We start from the raw sequence: 26,073 nt of genomic DNA, 5'->3' as shown, positions 1-26,073 counted from the left end.
CGCGTACTAGAGGGTGACGCCCACCGTCACCGGCTCATTGACCAGCGTGACCCCGAAGGCGTCCCGCACCCCGGCGACGACTTCACGGGCGAGGGCCAGCAGGTCCTCCGTGGTCGCGCCGCCGCGGTTGGTGAGCGCGAGGGTGTGCTTGGTGGAGATGCGGGCCCGGCCCTCTCCGTAGCCCTTGGTGAAACCCGCCTTGTCGATGAGCCAGGCCGCGGAGGTCTTCACGCGGCCGTCGTCCGTCGGGAAGGCGGGAGGTGCCACGTCCGGGCCGAGACGGTCCACCACGCGCGCGTGGAACGCGGCGAACTCGTCCTCCGTGAGGATCGGGTTGGTGAAGAAGGACCCGGCCGACCAGCTGTCGTGGTCCTCGGGGTCGAGCACCATGCCCTTGCCCGCCCGCAGCTTCAGGACGGTCTCACGGGCGACGGCCGCCGGGACCCGGTCGCCCGCGCTCACGCCGAGGGTGCGGGCCGTCTCCGGGTACTTGAGGGGGGCGCTCATCCCCTGGGCGTCCTCGAGCTCGAAGCGGACGCGCAGCACCACGAAGCGGTCGGGGTCGGCCTTGAAACGGCTGTGGCGGTACGAGAAGTCGCACTCGGCGTTCGTGACGGAGACCGTCTCGTGCGTCTTCCTGTCGTACGCGATCACTTCGGTGATGGTCGACGAGACCTCCTGGCCGTACGCCCCCACGTTCTGGATCGGCGTCGCGCCCGCGGAGCCGGGGATCCCGGCGAGGCACTCGATGCCCGCGAGACCGGCGTCCACGACGCGGGCCACCGCGTCGGTCCACACCTCACCGGCGGCCAACTCCAGCTTCGTTCCGTCGAGTTCGAAGCCCTTCGTGGCGATGCGCAGGGCGGTGCCGTCGAAGCCCTTGTCTCCGATGACGAGGTTCGAACCACCGCCGATGAGCAGCAGCGGGGTCCCGGATTCGTCGGCTTCGCGGACGGCGGCGATCACCTCGGCGTCGGTCGTCGCGGTGATCAGACGGGCCGCGGGACCGCCGAGACGGAAGGTGGTCAGCGGGGCGAGGGGGGCATCGTGGAGTTCCTGCACGTGCTCAAGGGTACGGTCCGTGGCCCCGCCGCTCGGGCGGGGCCACGGACCGTGGGAGTGAGAGGGGCGGAACCGGTTCAGACGCCGGCGTGGGTACGCGCCTCGGTCCCGGCCGCTGCCGGTACGGCACCGGCCTGCTCCCCGGCCCCGGTCCGCCCCGGGAGCAGCGCTGCCGCCACCGCGCCCACGCCGACCAGCGCGGCGCCGACCCACAGCGCGGGCGCGAGGCCGTCCACGAAGTACTGGGCAAGGCCGTAGCCGCCCTGGGCGGAGAAGACCGAGGCGAGGATCGCGATGCCGAGGGCGCCGCCGACCTCCCGCAGGGCGTTGTTGGCGCCGGACGCGATGCCCTGCTCGGACGGGCGGACGCTGGACATCACCAGGTTCGCGGCGGGGGCGAAGTACAGCGCCATGCCGATGCCGCTGATGATCAGGGCGGGCAGCTGGGCGGCGTACGACACGCCGGGGTCCACGATGACCGCGTACCAGCCGAGGCCGACGGCCTGGAGCGCGAGGCCCGCGGTGACGACGGGGCGGCCGCCGAACCGGTCGGCGAGATAGGCCGCGACGGGAGAGACGATCATCGGCATACCGGTCCAGGGGAGCATCCGCAGGCCCGCCTCCGTGGGCGAGTAGCCGAGGACGGTCTGCAGGAACTGGCTGAGCAGGAAGATCGCGCCGAACATCCCGACGAACATCAGCAAGCTCGCGGCGTTGATCGCGGAGAACGCGCGGTTGCGGAAGAGCCGCATCGGCAGCATCGGGTTCTCGCTGCGGATGCCGTGGCGCACGAAGAGCGCCAGGAGCACGCCGCCGCCGATCAGACCGGTGAGGACGGTCGCACTGGTCCAGCCGTCGATGTTGCCGCGGATCAGCGCGTACACGATGCCGAAGAGCCCGCCGCTGGCCAGCACGGTTCCGGTGGCGTCGAGCGGTGCGCCCGTGCCGTACGACTCCGCGAGGCGCAGCCGGGCGAGCGGCAGCACCACGAGGCCGAGCGGGACGTTCAGCCAGAAGATCCACTGCCAGGACACGTGTTCGGTGAGGCTGCCGCCGATGAGCGGACCGCTGGCCACCGCGAGGCCGTTGACGGCGCCCCATATCCCGTACACCATCCCGCGCTTGGCCACCGGAACGGCCGCCGTCAGCAGGGTCAGCGTCAGCGGCATCATGACCGCGGCGCCGACGCCCTGGACCGCGCGGGCGGCGACCAGCGCCTCGATGCCGGGCGCGAGGGCCGCGGCGGCGGAGGCTCCGGTGAAGATCGAGAGGCCGACGATGAAGAGCTTGCGGCGCCCGTAGCGGTCGCCCAGGGCCGCGCCGAACATCAGCAGCACGGCGAAGGTGAGGGTGTAGGCGCTCACCGTCCATTCGAGGTCGTGCAGCGCTCCCCCGAAGTCCTCGCGGATCGCGGGCAGGGCGGTGGTGACGACGAGGTTGTCGAGGGCCGCCATGAATCCGGCGACGCTGGTGATGGCGAGGGCCCAGGCCGCTTCCCCGCGCCGTGCTGTCTGTTGTGACATTGCTTTCCCCTGTGGTTAGTTATTGATGACTAACTTTCATGGGCGCAAAAAGACGCACCCCCTGACGCACGCGACTTCAGCTCTTGGGCTGAGACGAGTCGTAGAAGCCGGCCCACACCCGGTGATCGGACTTGAACCCCATCGACACCAGGACGTTGATCAGCATCCCGTCGGCGAGGAACTGCGCCGTGTCGCCGACGTCCGGCCCCAGCGCGAGGCGGACCGTGTCGTACATCTCCATCCAGCCGGCCCGCAGCGCCTCACCGAACTCGCGGTCACCGGACGCCTCGGCGGAGGCCACGGCGACGTACATCTGCATCTGCATGAGCAGCATGTCGGGGTCGTCGGCGATGAGCGCCTGATAGGCCTCACCCATCGCATCCAGGGCCTCATTCCCGTCGAGCCCCTCGGACGCCTTCCTGAAGACCTCGGCGACCTCCTGGCAGCAACGCCCGGACGCGGCGAGGAAGATCGCCCGCTTCCCCGGGAAGAGGCGGAAGAGATACGGCTGCGAGACGCCCACCCGCTTGGCGATCACCTCGGTGGACGTGCCGTTGTAGCCACCGCGGGCGAACTCGATCATCGCCGCGCGGATGACGCTCTCGCGCCGCTCCTCTGCGCTCATCCTGACCATGCGGCAAAGTTAGTGGCCAATCACTACCCAGTCAAGAGACCCGCGGCGAAGGAGCGGCAAGCGCGCAGCGCGCACAAGAAGGGGCACGAGTACACGAGTAAGGGGCATCCGCCCACGGCGGATGCCCCTTACTGACTTCCTGCGTGCGAAGGTCAGGCGAGCTGGACCACGGCGCGGGACATGCCAAGGACCTTCTGGCCCCCGCTCATCGCCACCAGGTCCACCCGGACCCGGTTGTCGTCGAGCTTCACGGCGACCTTGGCGCTGACCTCGATCAGCGCGCCCTTGTCGTCGTTCGGGACCACGACGGGCTTGGTGAAGCGCACGCCGTACTCGACGACGGCGGCCGGGTCGCCGACCCAGTCCGTCACCACACGGATCGCCTCGGCCATGGTGAACATGCCGTGCGCGATGACGTCGGGAAGGCCGACCTCCACCGCGAACTTCTCGTTCCAGTGGATCGGGTTGAAGTCACCGGAGGCGCCCGCGTACCGCACCAGCGTGGCGCGCGTCACAGGGAAACTCTGGGCCGTCAGCTCGGTGCCGACCTCGACGCTGTCGTACGAAATCTTGGCGGTCATCGACTCACGCTCCCTCTGCCGCGGGCTCCGCCGCACGCGCGACGAGCTTGGTCCAGGCGGTGACGACGTGCTCGCCCGCCTCGTCGTGGACCTCGCCGCGGATGTCCAGGATGTCGTTGCCCGCCAGCGACTTGATGGCCTCGATGGTCGAGGTGACCGTGAGCCGGTCCCCCGCACGCACCGGCCGGGTGTACGCGAACTTCTGGTCGCCGTGCACGACGCGGCTGTAGTCGAGCCCCAGCTGCGGGTCCTCGATGACCAGACCGGCGGCCTTGAACGAGATGGCGAACACAAAAGTCGGCGGAGCGATCACATCGGGGTGCCCGAACGCCTTGGCGGCCTCCGCGTCCGTGTACGCGGGGTTGGTGTCGCCCACCGCCTCGGCGAACTCACGGATCTTCTCCCGGCCGACCTCATAGGGATCGGTGGGCGGGTAGGACCGCCCCACGAAGGACTGGTCGAGCGCCATGGACTCGGTACCTCCTGCAGGTATGGGTAAACGACGCGAGGCCGCCCCCAGAAATCGGGGACGGCCTCGTGTACGAGCCTGTATCTAGCGCGTTTCGCGGTGCGCAGTGTGCGCGTTGCAGCGCGGGCAGTGCTTCTTCATCTCAAGACGGTCCGGGTCGTTACGCCGGTTCTTCTTGGTGATGTAGTTCCGCTCCTTGCACTCCACGCAGGCCAGCGTGATCTTCGGGCGGACGTCTGTGGCAGCCACGTGAGTGCTCCTTGACGGACGGATGGACGGATGAACGCAAAAAAAGAGTAGCCGATCGAAGGTCCGACCCCACAATCGGCTACCAATTGAGTAGCGGTGACCGGACTTGAACCGGTGACACAGCGATTATGAGCCGCTTGCTCTACCGACTGAGCTACACCGCTGTAGATGCCGGATCCCCTCGCCCGAAGGCGAGGATCACTCGACATCAGAGCCCCAATACGGAATCGAACCGTAGACCTTCTCCTTACCATGGAGACGCTCTACCGACTGAGCTATTGGGGCGAGCGATGAAGACATTACACGGTTGGTCGCCGATCGCCCAAATCCGTTTCGCCGGGGCTGTCCAGGGGCATCTCGGCAAGCGTCACGGGCGCCTCACCACGTCACTTCGACGCCATGCGCCACACCGGTTCGGCCCCTCCCGCCGTGCCCGTCCGGAGCCCGGCAGCACGCTTCTCCGGAGCCCCGCACCACGCCGGTACGACTATTTCGCTCCTCCTCGAAGAGGGCCGGTCGTCGCCCTAGGCTCGACCCACGCTGCGTGATCTTGGACGCCTTGGATCCGGACACCTCGGTGCCGCACGACGCCACGCCCCGCAGCCGCCCCCGAACCTCAGGAGCGCGATGCCCGACAGTCAGCCGCAGCCCCACTCCTCCGGCTCCTCAGGCTCTTCCGGCTCCTCAGGTGATGACGCCGACGCCACCGCGCTGCTCCTGAGCGGCGCCCGGCTGACCGACGGCAGGACCGTGGACGTGCGGCTCGGCTCCGGGCGCATCGAAGCGGTCGGCACGGCGGGCAGCCTGACCGCGCACGCCGCGCGCGTGGACCTCGGCGGCTACCTCCTGCTGCCGGCCGCGGCCGAACCGCACGCGCACAGCGACACGGCGCTCTCCGCCGACGCGGAGGGCCCGGTCTCGTACGAACTCGCCGACGTCCAGCGCCGGACCACCGAGGCCGCCCTGCTCCAGCTCGGGCACGGCGCGACGGCGCTGCGCTCGCACGTGCGGATCGGTGACGTCCCGGGGCTCACGTCGATGGAGGCGGTGCTGCAGGCGCGGCGTTCGCTGCGCGGCCTGGTCGACCTGACGACCGTGGCCGTGCCGCGGCTTCTGACCGGAGTGGCCGGCGCCGACGGGCTCGCGATGCTGCGGGACGCGGTGAAGATGGGCGCCTCCGTGGTGGGCGGCTGCCCCGACCTGGACCCCGATCCGACCGGGTACGTGGAGGCGGTGCTCGAGGTCGCCGCCGAGCACGGCTGCCCCGTCGATCTGCACACCGACGGCAGCGATCCGGCGCGGCTCGGGCGGCTCGCGGCGATGGCGGGCGGGCTGCGGCCGGGGGTGACGATCGGGCCGTGCGGCGGGCTCGGGCGGCTGCCGTCGGACGTGGCCGCGCGGACCGCGGAACAGCTGGCGGCGGCCGGAGTGACGGTGGTGTGCCTGCCGCAGGGCGGGTGCGGAAGCGTGGACCGACGGGGCGCCGTGGCGCCGGTCCGGCTGCTGCGGGCGGCCGGGGTGCGGGTGGCCGCGGGCAGCGGGGCCATGCGGGACGTGTCGAACCCCGTGGGGCGCGGGGATCCGCTGGAGGCCGCCTATCTGCTGGCCTCGCGGTGCGGGCTGCGCCCCGAGGACGCGTACGGAGCGGTGAGCGCGGCGGCGCGGGCCGCGATGGGGCTTCCCCAGGTGCGGGTGGAGGCGGGCTTCCCCGCCGAGCTGCTCGCGGTGCGCGGCGACCATCTCGCGGGGGCTCTCTCGCTCGCCTACAGCCGCATTGTGGTGCACCGGGGGCGCGTGGTGGCACGGACGAGCGCGGTGCGGGAGTACTGCGACTCGGCTGCCGCCGTGGCGCTCGACCTGCCGCGGCAGGGCCGCTCGAAGAAGGGCGGTCCTGGCGGCCCTGGGCGGTCGAAGGGCGCGGAACCGTCGTGAGGGCGGGCTTGAGAAGGGGATCGCAGAAGGGCTCGCAGAAGGGCTTGAGGGCGGGCGGCGGTTCCTGACGCGCCCCCGCGTGCGCGGGGCGATCTTGCGGGGGCTGCCGTACGGTCGGAGGCATGCGCATTGTCATCGCTGGAGGTCATGGTCAGATCGCGCTGCGGCTCGAGCGGTTGCTCGCCGCGCGGGGTGACGAGGTCGTCGGGCTCGTCCGCAGAAGCGGGCAGGAAGCCGATCTGCGGGACGCGGGTGCCGAAGCCGCGCTGTGCGACCTGGAGTCGGCGTCCGTCGACGAGGTCGCCGGGCTTCTGGAGGGCGCCGACGCGGCCGTCTTCGCCGCGGGCGCGGGGCCGGGCAGCGGGGCCGACCGCAAGAACACCGTGGACCGCGACGCCGCCGTGCTCTTCGCGGACGCCGCGGAGCGCGCCGGAGTGCGGCGCTATGTGGTCGTGTCGTCGATGGGCGCGGATCCCGCGCACAAGGGCGACGAGATCTTCGACGCCTATCTGCGGGCCAAGGGCGAGGCCGACGCATCCGTACGCGGCCGCAGGGCCCTGGACTGGACGATCCTGCGCCCCGGCATGCTGACGGACGACGCGGGCACCGGACTCGTGCGCCTGGAGGCCTCGACCGGACGCGGGCCGATCCCGCGTGACGACGTGGCCGCGGTGCTCGCGGAGCTCGTCGACTCGTCGGCGACGGCGGGCCTGACGCTGGAGCTGGTCAGCGGGTCCACACCGGTGTCCGTGGCGGTCAAGTCCGTTGCGGGGAACTGACGTCCGTACGGCGAAGTCGGTCTCCTGAGGGATGTCCCGCGCGGGGGGCGGTGCTTGGCTGTAGGCACCGCCTACGTGAGGAACACCATGCCCGCCGCCGATGTGCCCGCCGCGCACGAAGCTCTCCTGCGGCGGATGTACGCCGTCTTCAGTACCGAAGAGCGCGACGCGTTCATCCCCCGCTCCCTGGCACCCGACGTGGACTGGCCGAACCTCCTGGACAACACCCGCGCCCGCGGCATCCCGGCGGTCCGCGCCTACTGGGCACGGCAGTTCGCGGTGATGCACCCCCTGGTGCACCTGGAGCGGCTGCGGCTCGACGACGACGGACGGCGGGTCGTGGCGACCGTGCGGCCAGGGCTGCGGGACGGGACGGGCGACCACTGGGCACCGACGACGGTCGAGCACGTCTACACGTTCCGCGACGACGGCCTGGTGAGCCGGATGGACGTACGGCAGCCGTAGCCGCCCCACAGATGCCCCACAGATGCCCCAGGACGCCCTGGAGGGCCGTCACAGCGCCTCAGAACAGCGGGAGCTGGCCGGGGAAGTCCGGGACCGTGTAGCCGTCCAGAGCGGGCTGTGCGGCGCCCAGCAGGGCCTGCCTGCGCGAACCCGGACAGGAGACGAGGTCGCCGCTGCCGCGCTGCCCCGGCGGATCGTGACGGGCGAACCGGCCACCGACGACGGCGATTTCCCGGCGGCACTCGGGGCAGTTCCTGCGGCGCGATGAGGAAGGCATGGATGACATGGACGACATGGCCTCAGCGTACGAAAAGACCCCCTCCAGCTTGCGTTTCCGCAAGACCGGAGAGGGTCTCCTTCGTGTGGCGGCGCCAGGATTCGAACCTGGGAAGGCTGAGCCGGCAGATTTACAGTCCACCCAAGGTCACTCGTGCTCGAAAGTCCTGACCAGGCACTTTGGGTTCGGTGGACGACTCGTGGTCGAATCCCGTCCGCGTCTCGTCCTGATCTTGAAATCCTCAGGGGGTTTCCCATAGATACGGCCGAAGGTAGAGCGACCCTCCCCCGTTACGCTGGTACGCACCACCTCAGAATGGAGAGTGCGCCGCGGATGGGGCCGAAGACAGCCAAGGTTTACGAGACGATTCGTGCGCGGCTCGCGTCTGGCGAGTACGCCCCCGGCGACAAGATGCCCTCGGAGCGAACGCTTTCGGAGGAACTCAGCATCGGCCGGACGGCGCTTCGTCAAGTGCTGGCCCGGCTTGTGTCGGAAGGCGCATTGGAGGTTCGGGGCAGGAGTTCGTACCGAGTGCCCGGCTCGGTGAGTGTCGAGACTCCCGAAGGGCTGGAGCCGTGGCGCATCCACGGCGAACGGGACCTCTATGACAACCGTTGGGTCAAGCTCCAGCTTTGGGACGTAGAGCCTCCTGGCTTGAAGCGTTTCGAGCATCACGTGGTGAAACTCCATCACGTGGCTATCACCGCAGTTCTGGACGACCAGGACCGCGTCCTGATGCTGTGGCGGTACCGCTTTGTTCCCCAGCAGTGGGGTTGGGAACTGCCGGGCGGCATCGTGGACGAGGGAGAGGACCCCGCGACCACGGCACTCCGAGAAGTCGAAGAAGAGACCGGTTGGCGACCGAAGTCGGTGGAGCACGTCGTCAGCTATCAACCCATGGTGGGCATGGTCGACTCCCCCCACGAGATCTTCGTGGGGCACCAGGCGAAGCGGGTCGGCCCGCCGACGGACCTGGAAGAGGCAGGGCACATCGAGTGGGTGCCGCTCGCTGACATTCCGGGGCTGATGGCTCGTGGTGAGCTGATGGGATCCGGCACGCTCGTTGCCCTGCTTCACATTCTGGCAAGCCGCGGGCGACAGGGAGCTACAACCGCGCGCTGAGGAGATCAACGCGGCGACGCTGGCGTACTGAGCCGGTGCGGCTGGCCAACAGCCGCGCCTGCCTCAGGTGGGTGTTCGCATCGTCGTATTCAGCGCGCGCCAAGTGGGCCTGTGCGAGGTCGGTATGCAGGCCGCCTTGCGCGCGGACAAAGGTCGGGTCCACGGCCTCCAAGGCGCCGTACAGGCTGGTCACTGCCTCATCATCCCCGAGCAAGGCAAGGACGTTGCCGCGCCATCGGGTGAGGTGGGCGCCGTTCAGGAAGATGCTCAGCATGTCCGGGTCTCGATCTCCGGATTCGGAAGGGATGGTCGCCCCGGCTGCATCAAGTGCACGCCGGCAGTCATCCGGCATTCCGGCATGGGCACACATCTCGGCTTCAGCCGCATACAGCCACGCCCGGAGGCGGGGAGACCCGTCTCCGGCGAGGGTGCGTTGCGCGTCGCGGACCAATTCAACGGCGAGGGACGGCCGACCGGCCTCACAGAGTACGTACGCCTGCTCTGCCATCGCGTGAGCCAGGTACATCGGAGCCTCAGCGTCTCGCGCCGCACGCTTGGCGAGTTCGTAGTGACGCCAGGCGCGTTGGACCGCCCCGGAGTCAATCGCCTGCCATGCCGCGAGGGTCGACGCCCCCGCAAGCGCGAGAGCGACAGGCCGACGCGCGCTGGGGAGCACGGTGAAGTTCAGTGCGTCTTCAAGGGCCGAGAGATGCCCCGCCATCTGATCCACGAGACCAGCCGCGCCCATCTGCCGGTCCATCGTGCGCAGTAACTCGGTCTGGTCGTTGAACGCTTTCACCATTGGTTCACTGACGCTGCTGGCCGAATCGATCCGGTTCAGCAGTTCGTCGTATCCGTCGGCAGTTGCTGGAGCCGCCGCGACAGGGCCACCTCGCAACTCCGCGTCCGTGGCGCCGAGGAGCTGCCGCAGGATCACCGCGTAGCGGTCCGAGATGGTGCGCTTCCCGTTCTCCCACTCCGACACGTAGACGCGCAAACTCGCGGTCGAAGCGACATCGGTGACATGCCGTCGGGCGTACTGCTCGATCTCGCGAACCAGTCGCTCCTGAGACCAGCCCCGTGCCGTTCGCGCGCTCCGCAGTCCTGTGCTCACAGGCCACCGTCCGGTTAGTCCATGCACTGACTTCCCCAGGATGCCTCACATCACCGCAGGTCAACAGGGGTTAACAGGACGGGAGTTAAGTCCTGTTGGCTACCGACCCACCCACCCCAGCCGGTCTTCTAGAGATGCACCGGAGAGGACGAGTGCGGCTCGACTCTCCACAAGCCCTTGACTCTGGTGCGCACCAGATGCTTCTCTACTGGTGCGCACCAGATGGCGGAGTCGCCTCCGATCCAAGGTGCGCAGGCAGAGGGCGGGGACGCTGCAATCCCGCTAAAGGCCAGAAATCAGGGCTCCGGCCCGACTGGCGAGGTGGCCCGGTGACCGCGAGCAACGGCCGGAGGGTGGGGACTTGGTCCCCCTTGCAGTGCACATCCCCTGTTCAGCGGTCTGAAGGAGTGGCAGTGAGTCGACGAAAGCGTTGGGCGCGGCCGTGATTTGACCGGCATGGCGGCGCCGTTCCATCCCCAGCCCGCAAGCACCGTGGCGGGCGACCGGTCACTTCCACCGACGCGCGGCGAACAGCGCTGCGCCGGTTGCTCGCCCTGCCCGTCCGGGCGTTCTGCGGAGCGGTCCGTACGGGCGGGGTTGAGAGGAGCCGGAGTCGAGATCGGTTGGAGTTCGCATGCTTGAGATGCCGCACGTGCAACAGCGGATCCTCGTTCGCGCTGCTCAGCGCGATGACCACAGGGTGACGTCGAAGAATGCCGACGCCCTGATGAGCCTGTACGCGGCCGACCTGGTCGACCGCGAGCACCTCACCCCGTCCGGGCTCGCCCTCGCGAAGGCCCTGGTGCAGTCCGGAACGACGTCACGACTGGAGGCCGCCGCATGACGGAAGCCGAGTACGACCAGCACAAGGCCGAGTTGGAACAGATGAACGCCGGCTACGAGGCGCTGGACCAGGCCGAGTACGCGGCGTACATGCACGAGCTGCTGGCCAAGGCGATCGAGGAAGACAACCGGCGGGAAGCCGCGGGGATGCACGGCGACGACCGCCGGACGTGCTGGACGCATCAGTGCTGGGCCGATGAGTGCGCCGAACACCCGCTGCACACGCACCCGCTGTCCGCCAACTAAGCCCGGTACAGCCCTTCCAAGGGCTGGCCGCTCGCTGCATCACAGCCCCGGCGATCTGCCGCGAGGGTGCCGGATCGAATCCGGCCCGGGGCTCTCTGGTCGCCGTCGGCGGCCGTGCCGCTGTCATGGCGGCTTTCCCCTTCCACGGCGGGCGCCCCCGGAGCGGCTACTCCGAGGGCGCTGTTCGGGCCGTTGCACCGACTAAGGAGACACGACCCATGAAGTGCATCGTTGCTGGTCATATCGCTGTTACCGCAGGCGAGTTCGCGGAGCTGGCGTTGGGCTTCGCTGAGCGTTCGGCGGGGTTCGATGTGGAGCTGTTCATCGGCACGGCCACGGAGTCCGCGAAGGATCGTGCGGCCCGGTTGGACGTGGCCCGCGAAGTGCTCGCGGAGCTGCGGGAGGCGGACCCGATCGCCGCCGCGTACGCCAGGGAGCTGCTGACGGTGAGCGACCTCCCCAAGCGGGCGCCGCGGCCCCGCAGGTCCCGCAAGGGACGTCGGCCCTCCGTGTGCGCCTCGCAGGGCCTGGCGGTGGCGGCATGAGGTACGCCGACACGATGGATGGCCTGTCGCCCGCGCTGACGGCGCTGCGGGTCCTGTCCGTGGACTTCCCCGAGATGCCAGCGCCCACCGTGCGCGTCACGCCGATTTACCCGACGGTGCTGGATCTCGCCCTGCACGACGACTTGGGGGCGTTCGAGCCGTGGCGGATCGCACTGCGGATCGCCCGTGAGGACATCGACTTCCACACGCAGAGCGACGGCCGTACGTGGGTCCTGTGCGCCAGCACCGACTACGCCGGCGCCCGCGTGAAGCTGATCGCCTACGGCGACGTGCTGCGTCGCCCCCTCACCGTGGTGGGGGGCTGTGATGCGGCGTAAGACATCGCCCGAGGAACAGATCCAGGCGTTGCAGGACCTTCAGTCGAACCTGACGCGCGTCCTGGTCACGGTCGCGGTGGTGGCGATGGCCTTCACAGCGACGAACGTGACGCTGTTCGCCATCGAGCACCACATCCCCGCCGTGATCGCCTGGCTCCTGGATCCGATAGTGGCCGTCGCCCTGGGCGCCGTCCTGATCGTGGACGGCAGGCTCTCGGAGCACGGGGTGCACCCCTCGGGGTGGGCCACTGGGCTGCGCTGGTTCACCGGCCTGAGCACGTGGCTCATGAACTGCTGGTCCTCGCTGTGGCCCTCCGGGGCCCCGTTCGGGGTACCGCGGCAGGTCGACCCGGCCGGGCTGGTGCTGCACTCGATTCCGCCTGTCCTGCTGATCGTTCTGGCGGAAGCCATCACGTTCTACCGGCGCGCGATCCTTGACCGCATCGCCGTCCTGCGTGACCAGGTGGACACCCCGCACCCGACGGTGGACACCCCCGCCGGACACCCGGTGTCCGCCCCGTCCACCCCGCCCGCACCCGCTCCGGTGGAGCGGACGGCTCCGGCCGCATCTGCGCTGGTCATCTGCGGGGCACAGAACGTGTACACGCTGCCTGTCCCCCCGCGCACGGACGAAGAGTCCGACGGCGGGCGGGAGGTGGAGCGGCTGTCCACTGAACAGGCCCTGGACGTCATCCGCGTGTGCTGGATGCAGGGGGAGTCCATCCGGGCGGCTGCTCGGCAGTCCACCCGTTCACCGTCCTACGTCCAGACCGTCTACGCCCGGCTGAACGCCTCGCAGGAAGAGCCCGCGCAACTGGCTCTGACCGTCGGCGGTGGGGGCTGATGTCGGCGGCCTGGGGCAAGTGCTACGACCCCACCGGCGCCCGCTACGGCATCCCCACCTTCCTGTGGCGGCTGGCTCCCGATGGCCTGGCCACCCGGCGGCAGTTACGGGCCCGGGGCCTGCGGCCCGGCGGACAGCCGATCGCCGCACAGGTCATGGTCCAAAACCGTCGCGCCGGCGGAGTCCGGGTCGCCTACCTCTACCGCATCGACCGCGCGGCCAAAGTCCGTCCGATGACCTCGCGCAAGTGGGGTGCACTGGCGCTGGCGATGCTCGCTCGCCGCACCTGCCCGCGCTGCGAGCTGGATGTCGGCTACTGCATCCCGCGCTCGAAAGGCATCTGCGGCCTGTGCATCGCCACCGAGGAACAGCGCATCGCCTGAACCCACTTCACCTGGGAGTTTCCCGTGAAAACCACGTCTGTGCGCCGTCGCGTCATCTCGCTGCTCATCATCGGCATGGCCCTGACGGTCGCCGTCTCCATCGGTGTCCGGCTCGCCTCCTACGGCGTGCCGCTCGCCCTGATCATCCCGTGCGTGCTCGCGGTCCTGTCGTCCTCCGTGTGGCTGCTGATCCGCGTGGAAGAGGCCATCGGCGCGACGGTGCACCGCTGCACCGCGCACGGCTGCACCTTCCAGGTCCGCCTGCAGAACGCGGATGCGGTCGAGGAACGGCGTTGGCAGGAGATCGCCGCCGCGCACCCCGCCCACCGTGTCTGACCGGCCGATGCCCGTGAGGAGTCCCGCCGTGACCGCTCCGACCGCTGCTGACACTGCCGTTGGGCTGGTCAGCTTCCACTACATCCTGACCGCGCAGCTCCGTGACGGCGATCGGGCGACGCTCTCCGACGTCATCCAGGCCGACCCGGCGCGCGTTTCCCGCGCGGACCTGTACCAGCACATCCGCGAGTTCGCGGCCCGCAAGTTCGGCTACGGCGCCTTCCTCGTTCTGTTCTTCTCGCTCGAACGCAACGCGCTCTGACCTGCACGTTCCCGAAGCCATGCGCAGGGCCCGGCCGCCTCCCTTCGACCGGTGCGACCGGGCCCTGCCTCCTCCCGAAGGAGTGCACACAGCATGACCGACCTGAGTACCGAACCGGTAGTGGCCCCGGCCGCTCCCGAAGCACCCCCCGACACCCCACCCACTCCCGACACTGCCCCGGCAGACGACACGACGGGCGAGTTGGCGCACACACCGGGCGGCTACCCGGTGCTGCCCCTGGCCTTGTCCGGTGCGAACACCACCGCGGGCGTCATCGGCGCAGGTGGCTTGGCCGGTGGCCCGATCGGCGCCGCCGCTGCGGCTGGCGGAGTGGCGCTGCTCGGCAGCATCGCCGCCCTGACTCGGGCGCGCCGTCTGGCCGCCGAGGAGCGGAAGGCGGATCCGCGCGCGGCCACCACCGGCCGCACTACTACCCCCGCCAAAGGCGCTGGTACTGGCAGCGGTGCCCGCAAGCCCGCCTCGCCCGCCCCCTCGCAGGGCCGCGGCTCGCGTGCGGGCGGCACGAGCAGCAACGGCTCGCGCACCGGCGGCCCCGCTGGCCGGGGGAAGACAGGCAATGCGCGTACGGCGTCGCCCAGTTCGGGCCGCAGCGGTCCGTCCAAGGCGGGCGGGCGCACCGGCTCCGGACGGGGCGGCCTGGGCAAGCACAAGGCGCCCGCAGGCCGAACCGACCGTGCGGGCGGCGCCCACAAGGCCCCCAAGGGGCTGGGAGCCCGTTCCGGGACGGCCGGAGGCGGTGCGGGGAAGCTGAGCCAGGCGCGCGCGGCGCGCGCGGCCAACACCCGGCAGAACCCAACCCGTTCGGCCGCCCGCAACCAGGCCAAACAGGACCGGCGGGCGGTCGCCGATGCCCGCCGGGACGCCAAGACGGCTGCTCGGCAGGCCAAGGACGACCAGGGCCGCGGGCGGCTTGGCCGCGCCGCTGCCTGGGGTGGCCGCAAGGCCGCCTCCGGAGCGCGTGCACTGATCAACCGGGCGCGCGATCGCCGCGATCGGGCCACCGACGCCAAGCTCGCCGACCAGCGAGCCGCCGCGAGGAAGGCGCCTGCACGCAGGAAGGCCCGGTGGGCGCTGTGGCGCTCCGCGGCCCGGATGTTCGGCCGACGGGTGCTGGCCGGGGTCCTGGGCGGTGCGCTGGGACTGGTCGGCTTCGTGACCAGCCCGATCGGCCGCAAGCTCGGCATTCCCTGGCTCATCCACCCCGGCCGTCGCCTGTACCGGCGGATGGTCGATGCGGCCCGCATGGATCGCGCCCTGCGGGACGCGCAGATCCGCAAGACCCGTGGCGAGGAAGAGGCCAAGGCCGACGCCGACGCTGCGGGCCACGACGCGATCGGGGATCGCGTCGAACGCCCCGCCCGCCTCATCCCGGTGTCCTACCCGACTGCTTCGGAGGTTGTGAACGTGTCTGGTTTCAAGTTCGAAGAGGCCGCGAGCGAGATGCAGAACGCCGCGGCGACGTACGACCCGGACACCAACATGGAGGTCGTCGAGATGATCGACAACCTTCCCGCCGCGCTGGAGTGCGTCGCCAAGACCTTCCTGATCCTCGCGGAGCGCTCAGATCAGGAGTTCGCCTTCGAGAAGCAGGTCGCCGACGGCTTCGACGACATCTACAAGACCCTGCTCAACGCCGTGGACTCTGCGGTCGAGCTGGGCCCGTTCTTCCGCCAGGTCCACGAGCAGGACATCGCCCGCCACGAAGACCCCCGCAACGGGTCCGAGGCCGAGAAGAAGTGGAACGTCTGACCATGTCGACACACACCGAGGCCAGCGTGACCAGGAAGAACTCCAAGACCACGAAGGCCGATTCCGCGGTGGACCTGCCTACTGGCCCGGTGTGGGACTGGGCGGCCGGTCACGGACCTGTGACCGGCGCCCTGTCCGCCACCACCGGCGCCTTCGCGGTGGCCACCTGCGGCACCGCCACCGGCATGCCGCCCGGCTGGGCCCTGGCCGTCGGCACCGCCGGCGCACTGGGCCATGCTGCGGCCGGGATCCGGCTGCGCAACGCGGGACGCACCATCGCCGCCCGCGCCGCCTCCTGGCTCGTAGGAGGCGGCTGGACCACGTGGGCGATGACGCAGGGCCCGCTCACCTGGCAGGCCCTGGGCTCCCTGGCCGCTATCGGCGTGGGCATGGGCGCGGCCACCCGCTCAACCAACCTCTACGAAGAGGCCCGCGAGGAAGAAGCCCTCGCGGCCGGACAGCGGCAGGTCGTCGCGGAGTTGTCCGCCGAGCGCCGTGCGGTCGCTGAGGAGTGGGCGGCCCGCATCGAGCGCGTCTGTGGTCTGCGTATCCGGATCCTGGCCATCGAGAAGTGGGCGGCCGGGACCGGGTTCACCATCGACGCGGAGCTGCCCGGCGGTGCCACCTACGACGCGATCGCCAAGAAGTCCGCGGCCCTGTCTGCCGACGCGCAACTCCCGCACGGCTGCACCGTCACCTCCGGACCTGGTGTCCACCAGGGCCGCACCCTCATCGACGTGGGCACCGTCAACGTCCTGATGAAGGAATCCACCTACCCCACCGGGTATGGGCCGCTGTCCATCCACACCGGCATCCCGTGGGGGTATCGTTCCAACGCGGAGGAGATCCTCACCTACCTGCGCGAGCAGTGCGCGCTGGTGGTCGGTCCGACCGGGTCGGGCAAGACGAACATGGTGCACGTCATCCTGGCCGGGTTCGCCCGCGCCACCGACGTCCTGACGTGGGTGATCGACCTGAACGCCGGGTCGGCGGGCCTGCCTTGGGTGCTGCCCGCGCTCGAATCGAGCGGGTCCGGGCGTCCGGTGCGGCCGGGCATTGACTGGCTCGCCTCCACCTACGACGAAGCCCTCACGATGCTCGAGACCGCGCTCGCGGTGGCCCGGCATCGCAAGGTGGCCTACCAGGAGCTGCTCGCGCGGGAGAACACCGACCTGCTGCCGATCAGCCCGTCGATTCCGCAGATCGAGCTGGTCATCGACGAGGGCGCGGAGATCCTGGTCAGCACCGACCGCCAGATGCGCAAGCTCGCCGAGAAGATCCTGGAGACGATCCGGATCGCCCGCGCGATGGGCCTGCGCACCGTGCTCACCGCGCTGGGGGCCACCGGCTCCGTGCTCGGCAACCTGATGATCCGCCGGGAAGCCAAGGTGCGCGCCGCGCTCACCGGCGGCGAGACCGAGGGCATGGACCTCTCCAAGATGTTCCCCGGATCGCGCGGCCTGCGTCCCGAGCAGGCGCCGTACAAGGGCTCGGGGTTCATGGCCACTCCGGAATCACCGGCCGGGCTGTTCAAGGTGTGGCGGATCCTGCCTCAGCAGATCAGCGAGATCGTCACGGCCACCTCGGAACGGCACCCGCGCATGGATGCCGTGTCCGCCAAGGCCGCCGGAGAGGCATACGCGCGGCGCTGGGACGCCGACCGCATCGCCTGGATGCGCTCGCCCGACGCCGCCCCCGCCGACACCGGGCAAGGCCCGGCGGTGCCCGGTGTCGAGACACCGGGTGAGCGGCGCGGACTGAACCTGTCCGCGCTGCGCGAGCCGGACCAGAGCGCCGGATCCGAACCGAGCGCGGAGGACGAACTCGCCGCCCGCTTCCTGGAACAGATCGACAAGCAGTTCGGCACCACCGAAGAACCCCGCCCCAAGCGCGAGCCGCGCCCGGAGCGGCCGGGCCTGAACCTGTCCGCCTTCCGCAAGACCGACAACGACCAGCCCGCCGAGAAGGCCGCTGGAAGCGAGAGCGGCCCGGAGTGGCTCGGGGAGGCGATCGACGCGATCGAATCGGCCGGCGCGATGGGCATGCGGCCCTCCGCCGTCGCGGACCTGGTCCGCAAGGACCGCAAGACGGTCCGCGCCGCCCTGCAAGAGGCGGTCGCCCGCGGTGAGTTGGTCTACCGCGAGAACGGCCCGCATTCCGCCTACATCCACCCCGACCACGCCTGAAGCCGGTCACTCACCGCTACCGGGTAGTGGGTAGTGGGGCACACCCCACTACCCACTAGAACACCCCACTAGCGGGCCACATCCCGTGAACAGGCGTATTTCTACTCGGGACCCCACTACCCACTACCCAGTATCCCCACCCCACTACAACCACACACAGTAACCATCCGGCAGGCGGCATCACCTCAGTGATGCCGCCTGTTCTGCGTTCCCGGGAGGCCGCTTGTGCTCGTGACTCTGTCCGCCGTCGCCCTCTTTGGGGTGCTGACCTTCGTCCTGATGCGCGGTCGCTACGTCGGCCCGCTCGCCGCACTCGTGCTCTTCCTGTTCGGCTTCTTCACCGCCGACACCGGCGCGGCCGATGCCGTCCGCGCCATCTGCCGCGCGTTGGTCGGCGCCCTCAGCTCCGTCTCCTGACAACCCGGCACGGTCCGGAAGGGAGCACCCTATGCACCACACCGAACCGCCCGGAATCCTCGCCCCGCACATCCCCGCCGATGCCTACCGGCGCGCGGAAGCCACCGGGCAGCCCGTCGTCATCGTTGTCCAGTCCACCCCGCAGACCGGACGCCCGCTGCGCCACTACCTCTACCCCATCGCCGTCGCCACCGCCGGATCCATCGGCCTGCTCGGCACCGTCGCCATGTTCCTGGCCCTGATCGACTTCGCCGCCCACACCGCCGAACTCCTCGCCGGAAGCGCAGCGGGCTCCCTCGGCATCGGCGGGATCACCCTCAAACTCGCCCGCACCAAGGGCGAATGACACCAAGGAGAATCAGCATGTCGCTCGGAGAAACCCCGATCAGCATCGTCGGCAACCTGACCGCCGACCCCGAGATCAAGTTCACCACCGGCGGGGCCGCGCTCGCCAAGTTCACCATCGCCGCCACCCCGCGCGTCTTCGACCGCGAGAGCAATCAGTGGAAGGACGGCACGTCCACGTTCTTCCGCTGCTCGGCCTGGCGCCGCCTTGCTGAACACATCGCGGAGTCCCTGACCAAGGGCTCCCACGTCGTCGCCTTCGGGCGCATCCGACAGCACAACTGGGAGACCCCCGAGGGCGAGAACCGCTCGATGCTTGCCGTCGAGGTCGACGAGATCGGCGCCTCGCTGCGCTTCACCACCGTCGCCATCAACGGCAAGACCGCAGCCAAGGCCGGTGCGTCCAGCGACGCGTGGGCCACCGACGGCGCCTCTGCCGACGCGAAGTTCAGCGAGAAGCCCCCGTTCTAGATCCGCCCGGGGCGGGCCGCCCATCTCGCCAAAGACTTCGCGGCTCGCCCCGGTCTCCCGTTCTGATCACACAAGAGGAGACCCGTGTGGTGAACACTCCCGCCTTACCGCGGCTCGGTTCGCTGTGCACCGGCTACGGCGGCCTGGACATGGCCGTACAGCAGACCTTCGGCGGCTCCCTCGCCTGGGTCGCGGACAACGACGCCGGAGCCGCCCGCATCCTGGCCCACCGCTACCCGGACGTACCCAACCTGGGCGACATCACCGCCGTCCGCTGGGCCGCCCTGGAGCCGGTCGACATCGTCACCGGCGGCTACCCGTGCCAGCCCTTCAGCTCCGCCGGCCATCGGAAGGGAACCAAAGATGCCCGCCACATCTGGCCCGACATTGCCCGTGCCCTTGGCGTTCTACGACCCCGGCTCGCGGTCTTTGAAAACGTCGCAGGGCACCTTTCTCTCGGATTCGACACTGTCCTCGCTGACCTTGCCCGCATCCGGTTCGATGCGGACTGGATCTGTGTACGCGCGTCCGACATCGGCGCCGCCCACCAGCGCAACCGGCTCTTCCTGCTCGCCTGGCCTGCCGACCCCGGCCGCCAGGGACTGGCGCGGTGGCGGGCAGAGCGGACAGCTCCCCACCGCGGTCTCCCTGCTGCCGACGCCTTCTACATCCGAGAACACCGGTCCGGGGCACGCGGCGCAGGGCGGGATGAACCTGCGGCACGTCGTCTCCCTGCTGCCCACCCCCAGGGCGTCGGAGAGCGAGAACCGGCAGACCAAGCGCAGCCCGTCACAGGAAGCCGGGACACACGGCAAATGCCTGGCCGCAGAGGTGGCCAGCCTGCCGGTCCCGGCGGCGCCGACTGGGCCGAGTACGGCCCCGCCATCGCCCGCTGGGAAGCCGCCTGCGGACGCCCCGCTCCCCGGCCAACTGACGCTGTGGGACGCCTGAACCCGCCGTTCGTGGAATGGCTCATGGGCCTGCCCGCCGGGCACGTCACCGACGTGCCGGGACTCTCCCGCAGCGCACAGCTCAAGGCACTCGGCAACGGTGTGCTGCCGCACCAGGCCGTGCACGCCCTGCGGCTGCTGCTCGCACCTGCACGGGCCGAGCACTTCACGTCCGCCGCATAGACGCCCGGAGCGGGCCGCCCATCTCGCCAAAGACTTCGCGGCCCGCCCCGGTCTCCCGTCCTCATCACAGAAGAGGAGACCCCCAGCATGACCCATCCACCCGCCCCCACGCTGCTCTCCGCAGCGCTCAATGCCGCCGCCCGCGGCTGGCCCGTCCACCCGCTGCGCCCTCGCGCCAAGGGTTCGGCCCTGCACGGCGAACGCGCTTGCACCGGCCGCGGACCCTGCACCAACGGGCATGTGAAGTGGGAGCAGCGCGCCACCTGTGACCCCGAGCGCATCCGCCGAACCTGGCAGACCGGTGCGTTCAACGTCGGCATCGCCCCCGGCCCTGCCCGCCTCTTGGTCGTCGATCTCGACATTCCCAAGGGGAAGGACGGTTCGGACGCGCCTTGCGGCGCGACGAACTTCCAGGCGCTCTGCGAGCGCGCCGACGCCCGGTGGCCTGCCACCTACACGGTGCGGACCCCCAGCGGCGGCCTGCACCTGTACTTCCACACCCGCCACCACCTGCCGAGCACAGCGGGAACCCTCGCCGACCACATCGACACCCGCGCCTGGGGCGGCAACATCGTCGCCGCCGGAAGCCACACCCCCCAGGGTGCGTACGCGGTCGACGTCGACGGCCCCGTCGCAGAGTTGCCCGGCTGGCTCCACACACTCCTCCAGGCCCCGGCCGCGGCATCCGGTCCGGCGCGGCTCGCGCCGCTGCTCGTACCCGGCACGGCAAGTCGTCGCGCGAAAGCCGCCCTGGATCGGGAGGCCGACCAGGTCGCCCGGACCGGTGAAGGGGGCCGCAATCAGCGGCTGTTGGAGGGCGCCCGCGCGCTGGGTCGCTTCGTGGCCTGGGGCGAGATCCCCCGGCACGTGGTGGAGGAGGCTTTTCAGGCGGCCGGGGAGGCGGCCGGACTGTCCGTGTCCGAGTGCAGGGCCACCATTCGCAGCGCCCTGAACTGGTCGATTCGCACCGCCCGCCCGCGGGAGGCCGCATGACCACCTCACCCCGCGCGCGCCTGAAAAGCCTCCCCAGCACGCCATCCCCGCTCGACTCCGCGGACAGCGCCGGAGCCCCGGATCGGGTGGGCGGCCGAAAGGAAGTCGCCCGTCAGGGCGTCCTTTCAGCCCTTCCCCACGAACAGCACCGAAGCGGCCCGTCTGCCGGTGATGGGCGCTATCCCGTGGCCTGGCTGAGTGTCCGCGCGCCCCGCGGCGCCACCCCCACCGCCACTTCCAAGTGCCTGTGCGGCTGGGACCGCAGTGCCGTCGGCCACCGCAAGGTTCTCGCCCTCATTGACCACCACACCGCCCACCGCGACCACTGCCCGCTCCGCACCACTCAGGAAGGGAGGAACGCCGCATGACCAGCACCCCCGAGGCCGCGCCGTCCATCGACGGAGCCGCCCTGCTCGACGAGGTCGAAGCGTTCCACCGACGCTTCAACGTCTTTCCCCGTGAGGCCGCCTACGTCGCCGTCGCGCTCTGGGACGCGCACGCCCACCTGATCGACGCGTTCGACTCCACTCCGCGCATCGCCTTCCTTTCCCCGGAGCCCGGCTCCGGGAAGAGCAGGGCGCTGGAGATCGTGGAAACGCTCGTGCCCAACCGCATGGTTGCCGCACAGGCTTCTGCCTCAGCCATGTTCCGCTCGGTCGCCGGCGATGCCCGTCCCACGATCCTCTTTGACGAGGTCGACACGGTGTTCGGCCCCAAGGCAGGGGACAACGAACCCCTGCGGGGATTCCTGAACGCCGGGCACCGCCGCGGCGTTGGGATGTGGCGCTGCGTCGGTGACGGGGCCAACCAGACCGTGCAGGAGTTCTCCTCCTACTGCGCCGTCGCCATGGCCGGGCTCGGCTCGCTGCCGGACACGATCCTGACGCGCTCGATCATCGTCCGGATGCGCAAGCGCGCCCCCAACGAAACGATCGAGCCCTACCGGCGGCGCGTGCACGAGCAGCAGGGCAACGCGCTGCGTGACTCTCTCGCGCAGTGGGCCGACACCGTGCGCGAGAGCCTCCAAGATGCCTGGCCGGCCATGCCCGAGGGCGTGACCGACCGCCCCGCCGATGTGTGGGAGCCCCTGCTCGCCGTCGCCGACGCGGCAGGAGGCGACTGGCCCGAGCGGGCACGGGCCGCCTGCATCGATCTCGTCATCACCGCCAGAGAAGAGGACAAAGCCTCTCTCGGGGTGCAGCTCCTGACGGACCTGCGCGACCGCGTGTTCTGCGGCGCCGACCGGTTGGCCACCGCCGAGATCATCAAGGCGCTCTGCGCGATCGACGACGCCCCCTGGGCCGATCTGGACGGCAACGGCAAGGTCCTCACGCCGCGCGTGCTGTCCAAGATGCTCGGGGAGTACGTCACGGCCGACAACAAGGCCATCCGGCCCCGCTCGATCCGCACTCCACTGGGCGTCCCGAAGGGCTACTACGCCGAAGATCTCGCCGACGCGTGGCTCCGCTACTGCCCCCCACCCCCCGAGAAGTCCGCTACACCCGCTACATCCGCTACACCGCAGGTCAGCGGGGGTGAAAACGTAGCGGAAGAGCTTCCCGGCATCCGCTACATCTCCGCAGAAGCCGCTACATCCGCCGCAGCTCACCGCAGCGCGTAGCGCCACCTATCCGCTACATCCCGCCCATCCGCTACAGGAAACAGGCCCCTGACCTGCCCTGTAGCGGATGTAGCGGATGTAGCGGACCTGGGAGGGAGGGGCCCGAGCTCCTCCCTCCCTTCGTCTGTCCCTCCTTCTGTCCAAGGAGATCCCGCATGGCAACCGCTACCCGCCGGCGACGCGCCCCCATCGACGAATGGGTGCCCCTCACCGACGCGCTCGAAGAAATCGGCATAAGCCGCGCCACTTGGTACCGCTGGCGCGATCGGGGCTACGGCCCCCTGGCGAAACACACACCGACCGGCCGCGTACGGATGCGCCGCAGCGTTCTGGACGCCTTCCTGGAAGAACTGGACGCCGCGTGACCGAGTGGAGCTACACCGTCAAGATCTGGGCCATCCGGAAGCGCGACTACCGGAAGCCGTACCAACTCCGCTGGAAGGTGGGCCTACGCCCTCACTCGGAGTCGTTCCTGACGCTGGGCCTGGCGGAGAGCCGCCGGGCCCAGCTCATCACCGCAGCCCGCGAGGGAGAGCCGTTCGATGTCACCAGCGGGCTGCCTAAATCCCTGGTCGTAAAGGAACGGGACATCTCTTGGTACGAGCACGCCCGCCGGTACATCGAGATGAAGTGGACCCACTCCCCCGGCTCCACCCGGCGGACCCTGGCCGAAGCGATGGCGACCGTCACGCCCGCTCTGGTGAAGGACACGAAGGGCATGGCCGATGCCAGAGCCGTACGCACCGCCCTCTATAGCTGGGCGTTCAACAAGAACCGCTGGGACGAAGAGCCGCCGCCCGAGGTCGCCAAGGTTCTCGCCTGGTTCGAGCGGAAGTCCCTCCCCGCGTCGGCACTCTCAGACCGCCTGGTCGCGCGGGCCGCCCTCGATGCTGCCTCGAAGAAACTGGACGGCAAGACTGCGGCCGCCGGAACGATCCGCAGGAAGAGGGCGATCTTCTACAACGCTCTGGAGTACGCGGTAGAGGCCGATCTCATCTCGGAGAACCCGCTCCCCCGGCTCAATTGGAAGGCTCCCGAGCAAGTCGAAGAGGAGGTCGACCCGGCCTGCGTGCCGGACCCCGGGCAGGCTGCGAAGCTCCTGGCGGCCGTACGGGACCAGAGTCCCCGCGGTCGTCGTCTGGTGGGGTTCTTCGGTTGCATGTACTACGCCGCAGCACGGCCGGCGGAAGTCATCGGGCTCCGGCTCCAAGACTGCGACCTGCCGCGCCGTGGGTGGGGCATGCTGCGGATCCGCGAGACACGCCCACGTTCGGGTTCAGCGTGGACGGACAGCGGCGAATCCCACGAGAAGCGGGGACTGAAGCACCGCCCGCGCAAGGCGGTCCGGCCGGTCCCCATCCCGCCCGACCTGGTCGCTCTGCTCCGGTGGCACGTCACGGCGTACGGCGTGGCCCCTGACGGCCGCCTGTTCCGCACCCAGCGCGGCGGACTGATCCAGGACACCGGATACGGCGAAGTCTGGGCAGAAGCCCGATCACGGGCGCTCACGCCCGGACAACGTGAGTCGTCGCTGGCCAAGCGGCCGTATGACCTTCGTCACGCTGCCGTGTCCACCTGGCTCAGCTCAGGCGTGGAGCCTCAGCTCGTGGCCAAGCGCGCCGGCCACAGCATCGCCGTGCTGTTCCGCGTCTACGCCAAGTTCCTCAGCGGCGGAGACGAGGCCGCTAACGCCAAAATCTCCGCTCGCCTGGAGCTGCACGGCTGACCAGCCGCCCAAGTTCGTCCACGGCCCGTCCACACACTTCGAGACGGGGCGTTCGAATGCGAGACAGAGTGAGACAGAAAGCCTGTCGCAGGGAGACATGACGAAGGGCCCGTGACCTGGATTTCTCGCAGGTCACGGGCCCTTCGTTCCCGTGTGGCGGCGCCAGGATTCGAACCTGGGAAGGCTGAGCCGGCAGATTTACAGTCTGCTCCCTTTGGCCGCTCGGGCACACCGCCTGGGTCGCTGCCTGGAATCGTTCGCTTTGCGCGGCGCTCCGTGGCAACGACGTAAACGATACCTGATGCACAGGGGTGCTTCGCCACCCGATTGATCAGTACCCGGCGCTGGGGCGGTGGCTAGGCTTTGCGGATGCGGCCAGGGACCGAAGGCCGTGCACCAGCTGAGTACGCAGACCCCGATACAAGGAGCCACAGGACATGGCCGACTCCAGTTTCGACATCGTCTCGAAGGTCGAGCGGCAGGAGGTCGACAACGCCCTCAACCAGGCCGCCAAGGAGATCTCGCAGCGCTACGACTTCAAGGGCACGGGTGCCTCGATCGCCTGGTCCGGCGAGAAGATCCTGATGGAGGCGAACGGCGAGGAGCGGGTCAAGGCGATCCTCGACATCTTCCAGTCCAAGCTGATCAAGCGCGGCATCTCGCTCAAGTCGCTGGACGCGGGCGAGCCGCAGCTGTCCGGCAAGGAGTACAAGATCTTCGCCTCGATCGAGGAGGGCATCTCCCAGGAGAACGCGAAGAAGGTCGCCAAGATCATCCGCGATGAGGGCCCGAAGGGCGTCAAGGCGCAGGTCCAGGGCGACGAGCTGCGGGTCAGCTCGAAGAGCCGTGACGACCTGCAGGCCGTGCAGGCGCTGCTCAAGGGGCAGGACTTCGACTTCGCGGTGCAGTTCGCCAACTACCGGTAGTCGCCAGTAAGTACTGGTGATTTCTCGTCGTACGACGCCGAAGGGCGGGCACCCGGTTCGGGTGCCCGCCCTTGCTGCTGGCCGCAGATCGGGGGATCGGCGCCTCAGGGGGCGCGGAGCGTGCGGGCGGCCTCAGCGGCGCGAGTGGCCGAAGAAGATGCGGTAGGCGACGAGCAGGACGAGCGAGCCGCCGATCGCCGCCGCCCAGGTCGCGCCGTCGTAGAAGTCGTTGGCTATCGGGCGGTCGAGATAACGGGCGGAGATCCATCCGCCGATGAAGGCGCCTGCGATGCCGATGACGGTCGTGCCGATGAAGCCGCCCGGGTCGCGGCCCGGCAGCAGGACCTTGGCCACGGCACCGGCGAGCAGCCCCAGAACGATCCAGCTGATGATGCCCATGCGGTGTACCTGCCCCTCGTTGTGCTGTCCTCCTGGAAGACGTCACAGGGGCGGGGCGCGGTTGCGGTGATCGGCTCGGTGC

Annotated in this window: 32 protein-coding genes and 3 tRNA genes; 23 read left to right on the top strand and 12 right to left on the bottom strand. The window is 69.8% G+C overall.

Features of this window, described 5'->3' with window-relative positions:
- Positions 1 to 6: 6 nt before the first annotated feature.
- From ABZ833_RS42465 to ABZ833_RS42430, 8 genes are all read right to left on the bottom strand, one after another.
- Entirely contained in the window at positions 7 to 1,143 is a 1,137-nt protein-coding gene (locus ABZ833_RS42465; RefSeq protein ID WP_361058816.1) for a UDP-N-acetylmuramate dehydrogenase, read from the bottom strand.
- On the bottom strand, positions 1,140 to 2,585 hold the full coding sequence (locus tag ABZ833_RS42460; protein WP_361058766.1) for a DHA2 family efflux MFS transporter permease subunit: 1,446 nt from the start codon (positions 2,583 to 2,585) through the stop codon (positions 1,140 to 1,142). Before ABZ833_RS42460 ends, ABZ833_RS42465 begins: the two co-directional genes overlap by 4 nt.
- 76 nt (positions 2,586 to 2,661) lie before the next feature.
- The gene (locus ABZ833_RS42455) at positions 2,662 to 3,219 is read right to left on the bottom strand and encodes a TetR/AcrR family transcriptional regulator (protein WP_361058764.1); all 558 of its coding nucleotides are present in this window, start codon (positions 3,217 to 3,219) and stop codon (positions 2,662 to 2,664) included.
- Positions 3,220 to 3,371: 152 nt separating this feature from the next.
- On the bottom strand, positions 3,372 to 3,800 hold the full coding sequence (locus ABZ833_RS42450; protein WP_361058762.1) for a MaoC family dehydratase: 429 nt from the start codon (positions 3,798 to 3,800) through the stop codon (positions 3,372 to 3,374).
- 4 nt (positions 3,801 to 3,804) lie between these two features.
- Positions 3,805 to 4,269 (bottom strand): MaoC family dehydratase N-terminal domain-containing protein, encoded by a 465-nt coding sequence (locus ABZ833_RS42445; protein ID WP_249588352.1) that lies wholly within the window; start codon positions 4,267 to 4,269, stop codon positions 3,805 to 3,807.
- An 84-nt stretch (positions 4,270 to 4,353) separates the two neighbouring features.
- The gene (gene rpmG, locus ABZ833_RS42440) at positions 4,354 to 4,518 is read right to left on the bottom strand and encodes a 50S ribosomal protein L33 (RefSeq protein WP_004571794.1); all 165 of its coding nucleotides are present in this window, start codon (positions 4,516 to 4,518) and stop codon (positions 4,354 to 4,356) included.
- A 91-nt stretch (positions 4,519 to 4,609) separates the two neighbouring features.
- Positions 4,610 to 4,682: transfer RNA gene (locus ABZ833_RS42435), tRNA-Met, on the bottom strand.
- 48 nt (positions 4,683 to 4,730) lie between these two features.
- A tRNA-Thr gene (locus ABZ833_RS42430) sits at positions 4,731 to 4,803 on the bottom strand.
- 342 nt (positions 4,804 to 5,145) lie between these two features.
- Here ABZ833_RS42430 and ABZ833_RS42425 point away from each other — a divergent pair.
- The 3 genes from ABZ833_RS42425 (at position 5,146) to ABZ833_RS42415 (ending at position 7,694) form a co-directional block, all read left to right on the top strand.
- The gene (locus tag ABZ833_RS42425; protein ID WP_361058760.1) at positions 5,146 to 6,450 is read left to right on the top strand and encodes an amidohydrolase family protein; all 1,305 of its coding nucleotides are present in this window, start codon (positions 5,146 to 5,148) and stop codon (positions 6,448 to 6,450) included.
- A 122-nt stretch (positions 6,451 to 6,572) separates the two neighbouring features.
- A complete protein-coding gene (locus ABZ833_RS42420) occupies positions 6,573 to 7,229 on the top strand; it encodes an SDR family oxidoreductase (protein ID WP_361058758.1) in 657 nt (218 codons plus the stop codon).
- A gap of 54 nt (positions 7,230 to 7,283) precedes the next feature.
- The gene (locus ABZ833_RS42415) at positions 7,284 to 7,694 is read left to right on the top strand and encodes a nuclear transport factor 2 family protein (RefSeq protein ID WP_361058756.1); all 411 of its coding nucleotides are present in this window, start codon (positions 7,284 to 7,286) and stop codon (positions 7,692 to 7,694) included.
- A gap of 58 nt (positions 7,695 to 7,752) precedes the next feature.
- On the opposite strand, the gene ABZ833_RS42410 is transcribed toward ABZ833_RS42415, so the two are convergent.
- Positions 7,753 to 7,989, bottom strand: a complete 237-nt coding sequence (locus tag ABZ833_RS42410; RefSeq protein WP_361058754.1) for a hypothetical protein — start codon at positions 7,987 to 7,989, stop codon at positions 7,753 to 7,755.
- A 315-nt stretch (positions 7,990 to 8,304) separates the two neighbouring features.
- Here ABZ833_RS42410 and ABZ833_RS42405 point away from each other — a divergent pair, with 315 nt between their 5' ends.
- Positions 8,305 to 9,093 carry an NUDIX domain-containing protein gene (locus ABZ833_RS42405; RefSeq protein ID WP_266863224.1) on the top strand — a complete coding sequence of 263 codons (789 nt, stop codon included), beginning with the start codon at positions 8,305 to 8,307 and terminating at the stop codon, positions 9,091 to 9,093.
- Here the strand turns inward: ABZ833_RS42405 and ABZ833_RS42400 are convergent.
- Complete coding sequence (locus ABZ833_RS42400) at positions 9,077 to 10,207, bottom strand: helix-turn-helix transcriptional regulator (RefSeq protein WP_266863226.1); 1,131 nt, start codon at positions 10,205 to 10,207, stop codon at positions 9,077 to 9,079. The genes ABZ833_RS42405 and ABZ833_RS42400 overlap by 17 nt on opposite strands.
- A gap of 700 nt (positions 10,208 to 10,907) precedes the next feature.
- On the opposite strand from ABZ833_RS42400, the gene ABZ833_RS42395 reads away from it, so the two are divergent.
- From ABZ833_RS42395 to ABZ833_RS42310, 18 genes are all read left to right on the top strand, one after another.
- Positions 10,908 to 11,051 carry a hypothetical protein gene (locus ABZ833_RS42395; RefSeq protein WP_266863228.1) on the top strand — a complete coding sequence of 48 codons (144 nt, stop codon included), beginning with the start codon at positions 10,908 to 10,910 and terminating at the stop codon, positions 11,049 to 11,051.
- On the top strand, positions 11,048 to 11,296 hold the full coding sequence (locus tag ABZ833_RS42390) for a hypothetical protein (protein ID WP_361058752.1): 249 nt from the start codon (positions 11,048 to 11,050) through the stop codon (positions 11,294 to 11,296). Before ABZ833_RS42395 ends, ABZ833_RS42390 begins: the two co-directional genes overlap by 4 nt.
- 218 nt (positions 11,297 to 11,514) lie before the next feature.
- The gene (locus ABZ833_RS42385; protein WP_361058750.1) at positions 11,515 to 11,841 is read left to right on the top strand and encodes a hypothetical protein; all 327 of its coding nucleotides are present in this window, start codon (positions 11,515 to 11,517) and stop codon (positions 11,839 to 11,841) included.
- Positions 11,838 to 12,179: a hypothetical protein gene (locus tag ABZ833_RS42380; protein WP_266863234.1), complete on the top strand. Its 342-nt coding sequence runs from the start codon at positions 11,838 to 11,840 to the stop codon at positions 12,177 to 12,179. The genes ABZ833_RS42385 and ABZ833_RS42380 overlap by 4 nt, the downstream gene beginning before the upstream one ends.
- Positions 12,169 to 13,023, top strand: a complete 855-nt coding sequence (locus ABZ833_RS42375) for a hypothetical protein (RefSeq protein ID WP_266863236.1) — start codon at positions 12,169 to 12,171, stop codon at positions 13,021 to 13,023. The genes ABZ833_RS42380 and ABZ833_RS42375 overlap by 11 nt, the downstream gene beginning before the upstream one ends.
- Positions 13,023 to 13,406 (top strand): RRQRL motif-containing zinc-binding protein, encoded by a 384-nt coding sequence (locus ABZ833_RS42370; RefSeq protein WP_266863238.1) that lies wholly within the window; start codon positions 13,023 to 13,025, stop codon positions 13,404 to 13,406. The genes ABZ833_RS42375 and ABZ833_RS42370 overlap by 1 nt, the downstream gene beginning before the upstream one ends.
- Positions 13,407 to 13,430: 24 nt before the next feature.
- Positions 13,431 to 13,742, top strand: coding sequence for a hypothetical protein (locus ABZ833_RS42365; protein ID WP_266863240.1), 312 nt, complete (start codon positions 13,431 to 13,433; stop codon positions 13,740 to 13,742).
- Positions 13,743 to 13,770: 28 nt separating this feature from the next.
- The gene (locus ABZ833_RS42360; protein WP_266863241.1) at positions 13,771 to 14,004 is read left to right on the top strand and encodes a hypothetical protein; all 234 of its coding nucleotides are present in this window, start codon (positions 13,771 to 13,773) and stop codon (positions 14,002 to 14,004) included.
- 93 nt (positions 14,005 to 14,097) lie between these two features.
- The gene (locus ABZ833_RS42355; protein WP_361058746.1) at positions 14,098 to 15,774 is read left to right on the top strand and encodes a hypothetical protein; all 1,677 of its coding nucleotides are present in this window, start codon (positions 14,098 to 14,100) and stop codon (positions 15,772 to 15,774) included.
- Between the two features lie 2 nt (positions 15,775 to 15,776).
- Entirely contained in the window at positions 15,777 to 17,960 is a 2,184-nt protein-coding gene (locus ABZ833_RS42350; RefSeq protein WP_266863245.1) for a hypothetical protein, read from the top strand.
- A 225-nt stretch (positions 17,961 to 18,185) separates the two neighbouring features.
- Positions 18,186 to 18,377 (top strand): hypothetical protein, encoded by a 192-nt coding sequence (locus ABZ833_RS42345; RefSeq protein WP_266863247.1) that lies wholly within the window; start codon positions 18,186 to 18,188, stop codon positions 18,375 to 18,377.
- A 31-nt stretch (positions 18,378 to 18,408) separates the two neighbouring features.
- Complete coding sequence (locus ABZ833_RS42340) at positions 18,409 to 18,723, top strand: hypothetical protein (RefSeq protein ID WP_266863249.1); 315 nt, start codon at positions 18,409 to 18,411, stop codon at positions 18,721 to 18,723.
- A 17-nt stretch (positions 18,724 to 18,740) separates the two neighbouring features.
- On the top strand, positions 18,741 to 19,193 hold the full coding sequence (gene ssb, locus ABZ833_RS42335; RefSeq protein ID WP_266863251.1) for a single-stranded DNA-binding protein: 453 nt from the start codon (positions 18,741 to 18,743) through the stop codon (positions 19,191 to 19,193).
- 86 nt (positions 19,194 to 19,279) lie between these two features.
- The gene (locus ABZ833_RS42330; RefSeq protein ID WP_266863253.1) at positions 19,280 to 20,326 is read left to right on the top strand and encodes a DNA cytosine methyltransferase; all 1,047 of its coding nucleotides are present in this window, start codon (positions 19,280 to 19,282) and stop codon (positions 20,324 to 20,326) included.
- Positions 20,327 to 20,413: 87 nt separating this feature from the next.
- A complete protein-coding gene (locus ABZ833_RS42325; RefSeq protein ID WP_266863254.1) occupies positions 20,414 to 21,319 on the top strand; it encodes a bifunctional DNA primase/polymerase in 906 nt (301 codons plus the stop codon).
- A gap of 364 nt (positions 21,320 to 21,683) precedes the next feature.
- Positions 21,684 to 22,940 carry a DUF3631 domain-containing protein gene (locus ABZ833_RS42320; protein WP_266863258.1) on the top strand — a complete coding sequence of 419 codons (1,257 nt, stop codon included), beginning with the start codon at positions 21,684 to 21,686 and terminating at the stop codon, positions 22,938 to 22,940.
- 155 nt (positions 22,941 to 23,095) lie between these two features.
- The gene (locus ABZ833_RS42315; protein ID WP_266863259.1) at positions 23,096 to 23,305 is read left to right on the top strand and encodes a helix-turn-helix domain-containing protein; all 210 of its coding nucleotides are present in this window, start codon (positions 23,096 to 23,098) and stop codon (positions 23,303 to 23,305) included.
- Positions 23,302 to 24,666 carry a site-specific integrase gene (locus tag ABZ833_RS42310; protein ID WP_361058742.1) on the top strand — a complete coding sequence of 455 codons (1,365 nt, stop codon included), beginning with the start codon at positions 23,302 to 23,304 and terminating at the stop codon, positions 24,664 to 24,666. The genes ABZ833_RS42315 and ABZ833_RS42310 overlap by 4 nt, the downstream gene beginning before the upstream one ends.
- Positions 24,667 to 24,820: 154 nt before the next feature.
- Here the strand turns inward: ABZ833_RS42310 and ABZ833_RS42305 are convergent.
- Positions 24,821 to 24,902, bottom strand: a tRNA-Tyr gene (locus ABZ833_RS42305).
- A 201-nt stretch (positions 24,903 to 25,103) separates the two neighbouring features.
- Between ABZ833_RS42305 and ABZ833_RS42300 the strand changes: the two genes are divergently transcribed.
- On the top strand, positions 25,104 to 25,592 hold the full coding sequence (locus ABZ833_RS42300; protein WP_249588357.1) for a YajQ family cyclic di-GMP-binding protein: 489 nt from the start codon (positions 25,104 to 25,106) through the stop codon (positions 25,590 to 25,592).
- 132 nt (positions 25,593 to 25,724) lie between these two features.
- On the opposite strand, the gene ABZ833_RS42295 is transcribed toward ABZ833_RS42300, so the two are convergent.
- Positions 25,725 to 25,991 (bottom strand): GlsB/YeaQ/YmgE family stress response membrane protein, encoded by a 267-nt coding sequence (locus ABZ833_RS42295; RefSeq protein ID WP_361058740.1) that lies wholly within the window; start codon positions 25,989 to 25,991, stop codon positions 25,725 to 25,727.
- Between the last annotated feature and the right edge of the window lie 82 nt (positions 25,992 to 26,073).

This window comes from Streptomyces sp. NPDC047525, assembly GCF_040643025.1.
Classification (GTDB): Bacteria; Actinomycetota; Actinomycetes; order Streptomycetales; family Streptomycetaceae; genus Streptomyces; species Streptomyces durmitorensis.
This window is presented reverse-complemented; position numbering and strand designations above follow the sequence as displayed.